The organism is Propioniciclava sp. LT294 (assembly GCF_059516005.1).
Genome location: NZ_JCAKNG010000005.1, coordinates 99,208 through 112,715, shown reverse-complemented (window position 1 = coordinate 112,715; position 13,508 = coordinate 99,208). Strand labels below are relative to the sequence as shown.

Annotated in this window: 11 protein-coding genes; 5 read left to right on the top strand and 6 right to left on the bottom strand. The window is 69.6% G+C overall.

Going from position 1 to position 13,508, the window contains the following annotated elements:
* Positions 1–28: 28 nt before the first annotated feature.
* The 4 genes from AC5YDA_RS08300 (at position 29) to AC5YDA_RS08285 (ending at position 4,001) form a co-directional block, all read left to right on the top strand.
* Positions 29–1,603, top strand: a complete 1,575-nt coding sequence (locus AC5YDA_RS08300; protein ID WP_496188922.1) for a helicase HerA-like domain-containing protein — start codon at positions 29–31, stop codon at positions 1,601–1,603.
* 68 nt (positions 1,604–1,671) lie between these two features.
* Positions 1,672–2,037: a rhodanese-like domain-containing protein gene (locus tag AC5YDA_RS08295; protein ID WP_496188921.1), complete on the top strand. Its 366-nt coding sequence runs from the start codon at positions 1,672–1,674 to the stop codon at positions 2,035–2,037.
* Between the two features lie 81 nt (positions 2,038–2,118).
* The gene (locus AC5YDA_RS08290; protein WP_496188920.1) at positions 2,119–3,348 is read left to right on the top strand and encodes an Nramp family divalent metal transporter; all 1,230 of its coding nucleotides are present in this window, start codon (positions 2,119–2,121) and stop codon (positions 3,346–3,348) included.
* Positions 3,348–4,001 carry a metal-dependent transcriptional regulator gene (locus AC5YDA_RS08285; protein WP_496188919.1) on the top strand — a complete coding sequence of 218 codons (654 nt, stop codon included), beginning with the start codon at positions 3,348–3,350 and terminating at the stop codon, positions 3,999–4,001. The genes AC5YDA_RS08290 and AC5YDA_RS08285 overlap by 1 nt, the downstream gene beginning before the upstream one ends.
* 70 nt (positions 4,002–4,071) lie before the next feature.
* Here the strand turns inward: AC5YDA_RS08285 and AC5YDA_RS08280 are convergent, their stop codons facing one another.
* The 6 genes from AC5YDA_RS08280 to AC5YDA_RS08255 all read right to left on the bottom strand — a co-directional run bounded on the left by AC5YDA_RS08280 (position 4,072) and on the right by AC5YDA_RS08255 (position 10,246).
* Positions 4,072–5,259 (bottom strand): thiolase family protein, encoded by a 1,188-nt coding sequence (locus AC5YDA_RS08280; protein WP_496188918.1) that lies wholly within the window; start codon positions 5,257–5,259, stop codon positions 4,072–4,074.
* 100 nt (positions 5,260–5,359) lie between these two features.
* Positions 5,360–6,121 carry a 3-hydroxybutyrate dehydrogenase gene (locus tag AC5YDA_RS08275; RefSeq protein ID WP_496188917.1) on the bottom strand — a complete coding sequence of 254 codons (762 nt, stop codon included), beginning with the start codon at positions 6,119–6,121 and terminating at the stop codon, positions 5,360–5,362.
* Positions 6,122–6,135: 14 nt separating this feature from the next.
* The gene (locus AC5YDA_RS08270) at positions 6,136–7,545 is read right to left on the bottom strand and encodes a GntP family permease (RefSeq protein WP_496188916.1); all 1,410 of its coding nucleotides are present in this window, start codon (positions 7,543–7,545) and stop codon (positions 6,136–6,138) included.
* 36 nt (positions 7,546–7,581) lie between these two features.
* Positions 7,582–8,220, bottom strand: a complete 639-nt coding sequence (locus AC5YDA_RS08265) for a CoA transferase subunit B (protein WP_496188915.1) — start codon at positions 8,218–8,220, stop codon at positions 7,582–7,584.
* A gap of 1 nt (position 8,221) precedes the next feature.
* The gene (locus AC5YDA_RS08260) at positions 8,222–8,941 is read right to left on the bottom strand and encodes a CoA transferase subunit A (protein ID WP_496188914.1); all 720 of its coding nucleotides are present in this window, start codon (positions 8,939–8,941) and stop codon (positions 8,222–8,224) included.
* A 162-nt stretch (positions 8,942–9,103) separates the two neighbouring features.
* Positions 9,104–10,246: a PucR family transcriptional regulator gene (locus AC5YDA_RS08255; RefSeq protein WP_496188913.1), complete on the bottom strand. Its 1,143-nt coding sequence runs from the start codon at positions 10,244–10,246 to the stop codon at positions 9,104–9,106.
* A gap of 248 nt (positions 10,247–10,494) precedes the next feature.
* Here AC5YDA_RS08255 and AC5YDA_RS08250 point away from each other — a divergent pair, with 248 nt between their 5' ends.
* On the top strand, positions 10,495–13,461 hold the full coding sequence (locus AC5YDA_RS08250) for a S8 family peptidase (RefSeq protein WP_496188912.1): 2,967 nt from the start codon (positions 10,495–10,497) through the stop codon (positions 13,459–13,461).
* Positions 13,462–13,508: the final 47 nt, after the last annotated feature.

Here is a 13,508-nt window from a genome sequence, read left to right as displayed (position 1 = left end):
GGCCCAGTCTAGGCGCTAGCCTCGTGCCATGACCGACGCCAACGACGCCATCCGGGCCGGGTACTCGTTCGACAAGCCGTCCATCGAGCTCGGCGTGCTCATCGATGAGGGCACACCGGTCACCGACGCCAGGATCCGCCTCTCGCTGTCGATGTTGAACCGTCACGGCCTCGTCGCGGGCGCCACCGGCACCGGCAAGACCAAGACGCTGCAGCTCATGGCCGAACAGGTCAGCAGGGCCGGGGTCCCTGTCTTCGCCGCCGACATCAAGGGCGACCTGTCGGGCCTGGCGATCCCGGGCCGGCCGAGCCCCAAGCTGCTCGAACGGACGGTCGCGATCGGGCAGGAGTTCACCCCGGCCGGCTGCCCGGTCGAGTTCTACGCCCTCGGCGGGCAGGGCACCGGGGTGCCGCTGCGGGCCACGGTCTCGCAGTTCGGCCCCCTGCTGCTGAGCAAGGTGCTGGGCTTGAACCAGACCCAGGAGAGCTCGCTGGCGCTCGTCTTCCACTACGCGGACACGAACAACCTGCTGCTCCTCGACCTCAAGGACCTGATGGAGCTGCTGAAGTTCCTCACGTCCGAGGAGGGCAAGTCCGAACTCACCGACATCGGCGGCCTGTCCAAGGCCACGGTGGGCGTCATCCAGCGGCAGGTGACCGCGCTGGCGGCGCAGGGGGGTGACCAGTTCTTCGGCGAGCCCGAGTTCGACACCGCCGACCTGCTGCACGTGACCGGCGACGGCCAGGGTGTTATCTCCCTGCTGGAACTGCCCAACCTGCAGAACCGTCCGGCACTGTTCTCCACCTTCCTCATGTGGCTGCTGGCCGACCTGTACCAGGACCTCCCCGAGGCCGGTGACCTCGACAAGCCCAAACTGGTGTTCTTCTTCGACGAGGCGCACCTGCTGTTCGACGGGGCCTCCAAGGCCTTCAACGACGCCATCGAGCAGACCGTCCGGCTCATCCGGTCCAAGGGCGTGGGCGTGTTCTTCGTCACGCAGACGCCCAAGGACGTCCCGGAGGACGTGCTCGCCCAGCTCGGCTCCCGCGTCCAGCACCAGCTGCGCGCCCACACGCCGAATGACGCCAAGGCGCTCAGGGCGACGGTGAACACCTACCCGAAGACCGACTACGACCTGGCCGAGCGCCTCCAGCAGTTGGGCATCGGCGAGGCAGTCGTGACGGTCCTGAACCCGAACGGGGCTCCCACCCCGGTCGCGTGGACGCGCATGCGCGCCCCCCAGGCGTCCATGGATCCCCTGGACGCCGCCGCCATGGCGTCCGGCGTGCAGCGTTCGGTGATGCAGGCCAAGTACGGCACCGCCGCGGATCGGGAGTCGGCCTACGAGGTGCTGAACGCGAAGCTGCAGGCCGGTGCCCGGGCGGCCGCCGAGCAGGCCGCCGCGGACGAGCAGGAGAAGGCCCAGCGCGAGTGGGAGCAGGAGCAGGGCCGCCTCGAGCGCCAGTCCGTCCTGAGCCGGACGACGCGACGCGAGAAGTCGTTGTTCGAGAAGTTGAGCGAGAACACCATGGTCCGCCAGATGGCCCGGTCGGCGGCCCGCGAGATCACGCGCTCGATCTTCGGCACGGGACGCCGCCGCTGATCGTCCTCCGACATCCCCACCGGGCGCAGCCTCTGGCGCACCTGGCGTTCCTGATGCACCATGACGACATGGCTGAGCAGAACGGAATCCCGCAGGTCGCGGTAGGGGACCTGGCTGACGACGCCGTCCTGGTCGACGTCCGCGAGCTCAACGAGTACGCCGCCGGACGGGCGGCGGGTGCCGTCTGGGTGCCGCTCGGCGAACTCCGGGCCCGCGTGGCCGAGGTGTCGGACGCCGACGGTCCGGTCCACGTCATCTGCCGGTCGGGTGTCCGCTCGCAGAAGGCGGCCGAGTTCCTGGCGGGACAGGGCATCCGTGCGGTCAACGTCACCGGCGGCACCACCGCGTGGGCCGAGGCGGGCAAGCCGATGGCCTCCGACTCGGGCGAGCCGTCCGTCGTCGCGCCCACGACGCAGCCGCCCGCCGGGGTCTGACCCGCCCGGGGTCACCCGCGCGGACGGGCCGTGACGACAAGGGCCGCAAAGTTGGGTTACCTTAACTTTGTGGATCCCGTGGTGACGCAACCCGAACGAACCGGCGCGAGCCCGCGCCGCGCGCTGGCATGGCTGTGGGGCCCGGCGTTCGTGGCGGCGATCGCCTACGTCGACCCGGGCAACGTGGCGGCCAACCTCACCGCCGGCGCGACGTACGGCTACCTGCTCGTGTGGGTGCTCGTCGCGGCGAACGTGATGGCGATGCTGGTGCAGTACCTGTCGGCGAAGTCGGGGCTGGTCACGGGAAAGAGCCTCCCGGCCCTGTTGGGGGCACGCCTGCGGAAGGGGCCACGCATCGCCTACTGGCTGCAGGCGGAGGCCGTCGCGCTGGCCACCGACCTCGCGGAGGTGCTCGGCGGTGCGATCGCCCTCAAGATCCTGTTCGGGGTGCCCCTCCTGCTCGGCGGCCTGATCGTCGGCGCGGTGTCCATGGTGATCCTGAGCGTGCAGACGACGCGCGGCCAGCGGCCCTTCGAACTGACCGTGATGGGCCTGCTGCTGGTCATCACGATCGGCTTCACGGCGGGGCTGTTCGTCACCGACGTCTCCTGGACGGAGGCGGCCAACGGGCTGGCGCCGCGGTTCGACGGCGCCGAATCGGTGCTGCTCGCGGCGTCCATGCTCGGGGCCACGGTGATGCCGCACGCCATCTATGTGCACTCGGCGCTGGCGCGGGATCGCCATGGCCGGCCCGCCGACGTCACCCACCTGCTGCACGCCACCCGGTGGGACGTCGGCCTCTCCATGCTGGTCGCCGGGGCCGTCAACATCGCCATGCTGCTGCTCGCGGCGGCGTCGCTGCAGGGCGTGGCCGGCACCGACTCCATCGAGGGAGCGCACGCCGCCATCACGGAGGCGCTGGGCCCGGCCGTCGGCGTCCTGTTCGGCCTCGGACTGCTCGCCTCGGGTCTCGCGTCGACGTCCGTCGGCTGTTACGCCGGCGCCACGATCATGGACGGCCTCCTGCGCATCAAGTTCCCCATGGCCGCGCGGCGGGCGGTGACGCTGGTCCCGGCGCTGGTCATCCTCGCGCTCGGCGTCAACCCGACCACCGCTCTGGTGCTGAGCCAGGTGTTCCTCAGCCTGGGCATTCCGTTCGCGCTGGTCCCGCTCGTGGCGCTCACCAGTGACCGGCGACTCATGGGGACGCACGCCAACCGCCCGGTGCTGCGGATCACGGCGTGGGTGGTGGTCGCCCTCGTCGTCGCCCTCAACGTCGCGCTGGTCGTCCTGACCTTGCGGGGCTCGTGATGATCGGCGTCGACGACCTCTCCCCGGTCGCCCAGGACTACCTCAAGGTCATCTGGTCAGCCGTCGAGTGGGGGGACGCGCCCATCACGACCAAGGGGCTCGCGGCCCGCCTCGGCACGACCCAGGCCAACGTGTCGGAGACCGTCAAGCGCCTGGCCGCCCAGGGCCTGCTGGAACACCGGCCCTACCGGCCCGTCGTCCTGACCCCGCTGGGGGAACGCCTCGCGCGCGTGATGGTGCGGCGGCACCGTCTGATCGAGACCTTCCTGACCGAGGTGCTCGGCTATGGGTGGGAGGAGGTGCACGACGACGCGGAACTGCTGGAGCACGCCGCGTCCGAGCGGTTCCTCGCCCGGCTGGACGCCGTGCTCGGCCACCCACGGCGCGACCCCCACGGCGACGCGATCCCGGATGCCGACGGGGGCTGGACCCCCGTGGTCGCGCCCCTGCTGGCGGAGGCCCGCCCGGGTGACCACACCGTGGCGCGCATCAGCGACGACGACCCCGAGCGTCTCGTCCGACTGGGCGGCCAGGGCGTCGCTCCGGGCGTGGTGCTGGTGGTGGACGACGACGGGGTGGTGCACGTGGACCGCACGCCGCTGGCCCTCGACGCCGGCGATCTCGCCGCGATCCGGGTGCTGCCTCCCAGCTGAAACCGAAGGACCCGGCCCCCTCGGGGACCGGGTCCGACAGTGAGCGGGTGACCAGGGGTCACCCGTCGGCTCAGAGCGCGCGCCAGAGCGAGGCGACGGCCTGGCCACCGCCGATGCACATCGACGCCAGCCCCCATTCAAGGCCGTTCTTGCGGATGTTCTCGATGGTGCGCATCGAGATGATCGCGCCGGTCGCGCCGATGGGGTGGCCCCACGCGATGGCTCCGCCGAGCGGGTTGACCTTCTCCGGGTCGAGGTCGAGGTCGCGCGCGACCGGGACCGCCTGCGCGGCGAAGGCCTCGTTGATCTCGTACCAGCCGATGTCGTCCTTCGACAGGCCGTTGCGCTCGAGGATCTTCTCGATGGCCGGCTTCGGCGCGTACCCCATAATGCCGGGCTCGATGCCGACCTTCGTGAAGTCGACGAGTTCGGCCAACGGGGTGAGCCCGCGCTCCTCGGCGACGGACTTGCGGGTCAGCACCAGCATGGCCGCGCCGTCGTTGATGCCCGAGGCGTTGCCGGCCGTGACGGTCCCGTCCTTCTTGAAGACCGGACGCATCGCGGCCAGCTTCTCCAGGGTGAGACCGGCGCGGGGGTGCTCGTCGGTGTCCACGACGACGTCGCCCTTGCGGCTGCTGATCGTGACCGGGGTGATCTCGGCCGCCACGGCACCCGACGCGAGGGCCTCCTGAGCGCGGCGCTGGGACTCCAGCGCGAACGCGTCCTGGGCCTCGCGGGTGACGTCGAAGCGCTCGGCCACGTTCTCGGCGGTGATGCCCATGGGCTCCCCGGAGAAGGGGTCGGTGATCATCGAATTCGTGCCGTCCATGACCTTGCGGTCACCCAGCGTCACGCCGGAACGGGCGCTGAAGTCCATGAACGGCTGTGCCGACATGTTCTCCGTGCCGCCGGCCACGACGATGTCGGCCTCGCCGACCATCAGCTCGGCCGCAGCCAGGCCGATGGCCTGCATGGCCGACCCGCACAGGCGGTTGACGGTCATGGCCGTCGACTCCTCGGCGGCGCCCGCCTCGATCGAGACGCGACGGCTGATGTAGGCGTCCGTTCCGGTCGAGCCGACGCAGCCGATGATCCACTCCTGGGCGTCCCCCGGGGTCAGCCCGGCCCGCTCCAGGGCCGCCCTGGCGGCGGTCGCGCCCAGCACGTGGGCCGGGACGCCGGCGAGCGACTTGCCGAAGCTGCCCACCGGGGTGCGGGCGTAGCCCACCACGACGATCGGATCGTCAGTCTTCTTCATGGTGTTTCTCCTCAATGCTTGGGGCCGTGCTGCATTTTGCGTCGACGAAGTTGGTCATGATCCCGGTACAACGCCGCAACAAAATGCAGCACGGGGGGTGTCAGTACGCCGTCCAGGCCCCGTCGATCGGGTAGGACGTGCCGCTCATGGACGCCGACGCGGGGCCGGTCAGGAACAGCACCAGCTCGGCGACCTCCTCGGGCTCGATGAGGCGCTTCACGTGGGAGCGGGTCAGCATGATCTTCTCGATGACCTCGTCCTCGGAGATCCCGTGCGTGCGCGCCTGGTCGGCGATCTGCTTCTCGACCAGGGGCGTCCGGACGTAGGCCGGGTTGACGGTCACGGACGTGACGCCGTGCGGAGCCCCCTCCAGGGCGACGACCTTGGACAGGCCCTCCAGGCCGTGCTTGGCGGTCACGTAGGCCGACTTGAACTCCGAGGCGCGGAGGCCGTGCGCCGAGGACAGGTTGACGATGCGTCCCCAACCCTTGGCGTACATGTGCGGCACCGTCTGGCGGATGAGGTACCACGGCGCATGCAGCATGACGCGCATGATGAACTCGAACTTCTCGGGGGGGAACTCGTGGATCGGCGAGACCGTCTGGATGCCGGCCACGTTGACGAGGATGTCGACGTCCTTGGGCAGTTCGGCGATGGCGTCGTAGTCCGACAGGTCGCAGGTCAGGGGCTCGATGCCCTGGACCTGCTCGGCGAGCGAGGCCAGGCCCTCGCCGTTGATGTCGACGGCCAGGACGTGCGCGCCGGACTCGGCGAACTTGATGGCGGTCTCGCGGCCGATGCCGGAGGCGGCGCCCGTGACGAGGGCCCGACGACCCGCGTGGTGGTTCGGGTAGGTGCTCATGGTGGATCCTCTCCTCAGACGAGGTGGGTGGCGTAGTACACGCCGATGATGACGAAGACCGCGATGGTCTTGATGATGGTCATGGCGAAGATGTCCTTGTAGGACGACCTGTGGGTGAGGCCCGTGACCGCCAGCAGGGTGATGACGGCGCCGTTGTGCGGCAGGGTGTCCATGCCGCCGGACGCCATGGCGGCGACACGGTGCAGGACGTCCATCGGGATGCCGACCGCGTTGGCGGCGTCGATGAACGACTGCGACATGGCGCCCAGCGCGATCGACATGCCGCCGGAGGCGGAACCGGTGATGCCGGCCAGCGAGGTGACGGTGACGGCCTCGCGGACCAGGGGGTCCGGGATGGCGGTCAGGCCGTCGGCGACGATCTTGAAGCCGGCCAGCGAGGCGATGACGGCACCGAAGCCGTACTCGGACGCGGTGTTCATGGTGGCGAGCAGGGAGCCGGCGATCGCGGGCTTCACGTCCTCGGCGAAGTGCTTGCGGATCGTGCCGAACGCGGTGACGACCACGAACAGGATGCCGACCAGCAGGGCGACCAGCACGGCCCAGATGCCGATGTTGGACGCCGTGGCGACGGTCACCGGAGCCGGCTTGCCGACCACGGTCGCGTCGAAGGTCGTCTCCTTGCCGAACCAGCCCGGGATCATCCGGGTCATGATCAGGTTGACCACGCCGACGATGACCAGCGGCGCGAGGGCGAGCAGCGGGTGGGGCTGGTTGCCGTCGGTGGCGTACGTCGTGGGCTCGTTGATGTGCCCCTCGCCGTAGCCCTCACCCTTGGCGAGAGCCTTGCGGCGCTGCCACTCGAGGTACGCCATGCCGAAGACGAACACGAAGATGCCGCCGATGATGCCGAGCACGGGCGCGGCGTAGCCGGTGGTGTTGAAGAACGTCGTCGGGATGATGTTCTGGATCTGCGGCGTGCCCGGGATGGCGTCCATCGTGAAGGTGAAAGCGCCCAGCGCGATCGTGCCGGGGATGAGCCGCTTGGGGATGTTGCCCTGGCGGAACATCTCGGCCGCGAACGGGTACACCGCGAAGACGACGACGAACAGCGAGACGCCGCCGTAGGTGAGCAGGGCGCCGACCAGCACGATGGTCAGCATCGCGTTGCGGGCACCGACCATCGTGATGACGGCGCTCACGATGGATTTGGCGAAGCCCGAGATCTCCATCAGCTTGCCGAAGATGGCGCCCAACAGGAACACGGGGAAGTAGTTCAGGATGAAGCCGACCATCTTGCTCATGAAGAGGCCGGTGAAGACGGGGGCGACGAGGCCCGGGTTGGTGAGCAGGACCGCGCCCATGGCGGCGATCGGCGCGAACAGGATGACGGAGTGCCCCTTGTAGGCCATCCACATCAGGAAGCCCAGCGCCGCGATGACGATGATCAGGCTGTAGAAGGTCATGAGTGTCTGCGATTCAGTAGAAGGGGTCGGACGGGATCAGGCGAGGTCGACGGTGAAGGCCGGTTCGGTCTTCTCCTGGACCTCGGGCACGGTGACCTCGGGGGCCAGGCGGCGGAGGATGAGGCCGTCGGGGGTCACGTCGAAGACGGCGAGGTCGGTGATGATCCGGTCGACCACGCCCAGGCCGGTGAGCGGCAGGGTGCACTCCTGGACGATCTTCGGCGAGCCATGCTTGTCGACGTGGTCCGTCATGACGATGACGCGACGGGCGCCGGCGACCAGGTCCATGGCGCCGCCCATGCCCTTCACGAGCTTGCCGGGGATCTGCCAGTTGGCGAGGTCGCCGTTGCCGGCGACCTGCATGGCGCCGAGGATCGCCGCGGCCATCTTGCCGCCGCGGATCATCCCGAAGCTCGTGGCGGAGTCGAAGATCGAGGCGCCGGGCAGCAGCGTGACGGTCTGTTTGCCGGCGTTGATGAGGTCGGGGTCCTCCTCGCCCTCGAACGGGAAGGGGCCCATCCCCAGGATGCCGTTCTCGCTCTGCAGGTGGACGGTGACGCCCTCGGGGAGGTTGTTGGCGACCAGGGTCGGCATGCCGATGCCCAGGTTGACGTAGTCGCCGTCGGTCAGTTCGGAGGCCGCGATGGCGGCCATCTCGTCGCGGGTCCAGGGCATGTCAGGCCTCCTGCAGGACGTCGACCGGGCGGGGACGCACGGTGCGCTGCTCGATGTCGGTGGGGGAGACGGCGCGGGTCACGTGGTGCACGTACACGCCGGGCGTGTGCACGTCGTCGGGATCGATGCCACCGAGGTCGACGATGTTCTCCGCCTGGACGAACGTGGTCAGGCCGCACATCGCGACGACCGGGTTGAAGTTGCGGGCGGTGCGGCGGTAGACGACGTTGCCCGACGTGTCCGCGGTGTGGGCGTGCACGAGGGAGACGTCGGCGATGATCGCCCGCTCGAGCACGTAGGTGCGCCCGTCGAAGTCGGCGGTCGGCTTGCCCTCGGCGACCTCGGTGCCGACGCCCGTCGCGGTGTAGAACGCCGGGATTCCGGAGCCACCCGCGCGCATCCGCTCGGCCAGGGTGCCCTGCGGGACGAACTCGACGTCCAGGTCGCCGCTGATGTACTGCTGCATGAAGAGGTTGTTCTCGCCCACGTAGCTGGCGAGGACCTTCTTGATCTGGTTGTTCTCCAGCAGGAGGCCCAGCCCCTTGCCGTCGACACCCAGGTTGTTGGAGACGATCGTGAGGTCGGAGACCCCCGAGTCCCGGACGACCTTGATCAGGTCGGTCGGGATCCCGCACAGTCCGAAGCCTCCGACGGCGATGGTCATGCCGTCCCGCAGGTGTTCGGTCAGTACGGGCGTGATGTCGTCGATGACTTTGGTCATCTCAGCCCTTTCTGGTTCAGCGCACATTCGTTGTGGTCAGCCCTCGCCGGCGTCGTCGTCCGGTTCTCCAAAGGCCATGAAGCCACTACGGACCGTAGTTGGGGGGTGAGGGCAAATGCTACGGATGTCGATCCAGCGTTTCGACGAAGAGATTGTGTAAATCTACAATTCAGTGTCGGGGTGGCCCAGCTCGACGGCCCACGTGATGCCCAGCAGGTCATCGGGGTCGTCGAGGTCGGCCCCGGTCAGGTCGGTGTAGCGCCCCAGCCGGTAGCGGACGGTGTTCACGTGCACACGCAGCTCTGCCGCGGCGCGCGGGATGCTCCGCCCGTGGACCAGCCACGAGCGCACCGCGGCCAGCACCTCGGCACCGAACTCGCCCTCGGCGTCCAGCGGGGTGAGGAAGGACGTGGCGTAGTGGGCCCACACGTCCGGCCGGGAGGCGGCCGCCAGGCGCCAGCCCAACTCAGGAAGGCCGAGGACGCCGCCGCGGCCGGTGCGGATCGCGACCCGCAGGGACTGCCGAGCGATCCGGTCGGAACGCGGCAGCTCCTCGAGCCGGACGAAGGGGCCGATGCCCACCGCGTGGCCGGGGTCGGCGGGGCGGGCCGCCACCACCCCGAGAACCTGCCCACCGTCCACCACGACCAGGGCCCGGTGGGCCCCCGCCGAGCCGGACGCCTCGAGTCGCCTCCGCACGGCTTCCGCGGAGTCGGCCGCGGGGACCTCGCAGCGGATGGCCGCGTAGGGGGTCGCCGGGTCGACCAGGGCCAGCAGGGTCTCGTCGGGGGCCTCCCCGGCCAGGAGCGCTCGCAGCGATCCGACGCGGCGCTGCGCATTGCGCACCGCGGTGTCCAGTTCGAGCGTGTGGTATTCGGTGATGATGCGGGTGGTGAAGGCATCGGCGACACGCCACAGCGTCCGGACGCCGCTGACCGAGGCGGCGGCGGGCAGCCCGAGCGTGACCGCCAGGTCGACGAACCGTTCGTGGATGAGGGCGATCGAGATGCGGAACCCCCGCACGATCTCCTCGACGGGCACCCCGGCGTCGTAGCGCTCCCGCGCGGTCTGGGCCGCCCCGTCGAGGCGCTCCGGCGGTGGTACTCGATCCTCGCGCAGGGCCTTCAGGGCCGTGTCCAGGTTGCGGCGCACGGCGGCGATCAGTCGGTCGGCGGGGATGGCCGCGTAGGAGTCGAGCTCGCCGTAGATTTGGGCACAGGTCTGTTCGGCGAGGTCCGGCAGGGAGGACGCCAGGGTGACGAGCACGGACTCCAGCACCTGCGGGGTCGCGCGCCTCGGGCTCATGCGGCCCATCGTAAGTGTCGGAGGTGCCGGCCCGTGGGTTCCCCCCCGCCGGCTGGGCGTGGTGCGTCGGCCCCGCGCGGCCATCGCGGAGTGGTGCTCCTGAACGTAAGAGTTAAGGCGCCCATCTCGTCGACCCCACCCTGTACCGATGTGCCTGTGACAAGGCAGGATCGGGCGCACGTCCCGACGGCACCGACGCTGGTCCCGGCCGGGATGTACCCACCCGACACCACTTCGAAGGGAAAGCCGTGGGAACCCACTCCTCACGAGGTACCCGGATCGCAGCCCTGGCGGCCGCGTTCACGGTCCTCACGCCCTTGGCGCACTCGGCCTTCGCTGCTGACCCGCAGCTGACGCTCGACACCACCAGGAAGACCTACATCGTCCAGCTGGATGACGCTCCCCTTGCGTCCTACACCGGCGGAGTGTCCGGCATCGGTGCCACCAAGCCCGCTGCGGGTCAGAAGGTCGACACCAAGTCGCCCAACGGACGCAAGTACGAGGCGCACCTGAGGAACGAGCAGCGCCAGACGTTGCGGGCGGCCGGCCTGCGGGAGTCGGCCAAGAAGCACGAGTACACCGTCGCGTTCAACGGATTCGCCGCGGAGCTCACCCAAGCCGAGGCGGAGGTCCTGAAGAAGGCTCCTGGCGTGGCGAACGTGTGGGAGGACGAGATCCGCCACGCCGACACCGTCAGCACTCCCGACTACCTCGGCCTGACCGGCTCCGAGGGAGTCTGGCAGTCGCAGTTCGGCGGCGACGCCGACGCGGGCAAGGGCATCGTCGTGGGCGTCATCGACACCGGCATCGACCCGGACAACCCCAGCTTCGCGTCGATCGGGGCGGAGGATCCCGCGGGCAACTTCGAGTGTGAGACCGACAACGACATCACGTTTGAGTGCACCGACAAGATCGTCGGGGCCCGCTACTACGGGGCCGAGTACGGCAACAACGTCAGCCACGACCACAAGAGCCCGCGGGACACGAACGGGCACGGCTCGCACACCGCGGGCACGGCTGCGGGCAACCACGGCGTCGCGATGAGCATTATGGGCAACCACCTGGGTGCCGGGTCCGGCATGGCTCCGGCCGCTCACGTCGCCGTCTACAAGGCCCTGTGGCAGACCGCCGATGGCAACGGGTCCGGCACCACGACGGGCCTGGTCAAGGCCATCGAACACGCGGTCCAGGATGGCGTGGACGTCATCAACTACTCGGTCTCCGGCTCCTCGACGTACGTCGTGACCGCCGACGAGCTGGCGTTCCTCGGTGCCGCCGACGCCGGCGTCTTCGTGGCGACCTCTGCCGGCAACAGCGGCGACACGGTGGGGGTTTCCTCGGTGGCGCACAACTCCCCGTGGACCACGACGGTCGCCGCCAGCACCCATGACCGCGGCGTCAAGAACTCCCTCACCACCGGGAGCGGCACGACGTTCCAAGGTGTCGGCTTTGGCGGACCACTGGCCGCCACGCCCATGGTCCTCGCGTCCGCCATTCCCGCGGCCGGAGCCACGCCGGCGCAGGCCGACCTCTGTGGCGCCGGGACGCTCGACGACAGCCTGGCGTCCGGCAGGCTGGTCGTCTGCACCCGCGGCGCCCACGCGCTCGTGGACAAGGGCGCCGAGGTCAAGGACTCGGGCGGCGCCGGCATGGTGCTGGTCAACGCCGTCGGCGGGGCGGCGTCCCTCAACGCCATCATGTACGGCCTGCCGGCCACCCACCTGTCGGCCGAGGACGGCGTCAAGGTGAAGGCATACGTCTCCGGTACGACCGCCCCGACGGGCACCATGTCGGCGACGCAGAACGTCACGCTCGAGGCTCCCGCCATGGCCAGCTTCTCGTCGTACGGCCCGGCGGTTGCCGGCGGCGGCGACCTGCTCAAGCCCGACATCACCGCTCCCGGCGTGGACGTCATCGCTGCCTACAGTCAGGACCGTGGCACCGGTGCTCCCCGCTTCAACTCCCTGCAGGGCACGTCGATGTCGGCCCCGCACATCGCCGGGCTGGCAGCGCTGTTGAAGCAGAAGTTCCCCCAGTGGAGCCCGATGGCCATCAAGTCGGCCATGATGACCACCGCGCGCCAGACCACCACCGAGGGCAACCCGATCATGTGGGGCAGCCGCACCGCGACCCCGCTGAACTTCGGTGCGGGTGAGGTCGTCCCGGCCAAGTCCTACAACCCGGGTCTGGTCTACGACTCCGACCGGCGGGACTGGTACACCTACGCCTGCGCCATCGGCCAGCTGCAGTTGGTGGGCGGCTCGGGTTGGTGTGATGCCAACCCGGCAAAGGACGCCAGCGACCTCAACTACCCGTCCATCGCCATCGGTGACCTGGCCGGTTACCAGGAGGTCACCCGCCGGGTCACGAACGTCAGCGGCAAGAAGCTGCAGTTCACGGCGACGGTCGAAGCGCCGGCCGGCTTCAAGGTCAACGTGGTGCCCAAGCGGCTGACCGTCCCCGCCGGCAAGACCGCGCAGTTCAAGGTCGAGATCACCCGAACCACCGCACCGCTCGGCAAGTACGCCTTCGGTTCGGTGACCTGGACGGCCGCGGACGGGAGCGTCAGTGACGTTCGTAGCCCCATCGCCGTCCGTCCCGTGGCGATCGCCGCCCCGGGTGAGGTCGTCGCGTCCGGTGTCTCCGGCTCCACCGGCATCACCGTGACCCCGGGCTTCACCGGGCCCCTGGGCACCGACGTGGACGGGATGCTGGCCTCAGCGGTCACCGCGCTCCCGGTCCCCAAGAAGGACGGGACCCCGCTGGACGGGTACTTCTTGTTCCAGGTGGCCGCGGGTACGAAGGTCACGCGGGTCTCGACCTTCTCCGAGGAGGTGGCGGCCCGGGACATCGACCTGAACGTCTACCGGCTCAACGCGAATGGCACGATCACGTCGGTCGGCAGCAGCGGCAACGGGGATTCGACCGAACAGGTCACACTGCGCACCCTGACCCCGGGCACCTATGTCGCCGCGATCGACCTCTACAGCGCCGAGCCGAGCGTCACGGTCCCGGTGCACGTGTGGAACCTGGGCGACACCGACACGGGCAACCTCACCCTGGCCCCGGCGTCCGCCACCGTGACCCAGGGCACGCCGCTCACGGTGACGGCGTCCTGGTCGGGGCTGGAGGCGTCCAAGCGCTACCTCGGCCAGGTCCACTTCCTCGAGGGGGCGAATGTCGCGGGCAGCACGCTCGTGACCGTCAACGCCTGAGGTGACCGATTGACGGAGGGCCCCCTCCCGGAGCGATCCGGGAGGGG

Excerpts from the sequence above, each read along its gene's own strand:
- AC5YDA_RS08280 (WP_496188918.1), bottom strand. The coding sequence starts at position 5,259 with ATGAAGAAGACTGACGATCCGATCGTCGTGGTGGGCTACGCCCGCACC.
- AC5YDA_RS08270 (WP_496188916.1), bottom strand. The coding sequence starts at position 7,545 with ATGACCTTCTACAGCCTGATCATCGTCATCGCGGCGCTGGGCTTCCTG.
- AC5YDA_RS08255 (WP_496188913.1), bottom strand. The coding sequence starts at position 10,246 with ATGAGCCCGAGGCGCGCGACCCCGCAGGTGCTGGAGTCCGTGCTCGTC.
- AC5YDA_RS08265 (WP_496188915.1), bottom strand. The coding sequence starts at position 8,220 with ATGCCCTGGACCCGCGACGAGATGGCCGCCATCGCGGCCTCCGAACTG.
- AC5YDA_RS08300 (WP_496188922.1), top strand. The coding sequence starts at position 29 with ATGACCGACGCCAACGACGCCATCCGGGCCGGGTACTCGTTCGACAAG.
- AC5YDA_RS08285 (WP_496188919.1), top strand. The coding sequence starts at position 3,348 with ATGATCGGCGTCGACGACCTCTCCCCGGTCGCCCAGGACTACCTCAAG.
- AC5YDA_RS08295 (WP_496188921.1), top strand. The coding sequence starts at position 1,672 with ATGGCTGAGCAGAACGGAATCCCGCAGGTCGCGGTAGGGGACCTGGCT.
- AC5YDA_RS08260 (WP_496188914.1), bottom strand. The coding sequence starts at position 8,941 with ATGACCAAAGTCATCGACGACATCACGCCCGTACTGACCGAACACCTG.
- AC5YDA_RS08275 (WP_496188917.1), bottom strand. The coding sequence starts at position 6,121 with ATGAGCACCTACCCGAACCACCACGCGGGTCGTCGGGCCCTCGTCACG.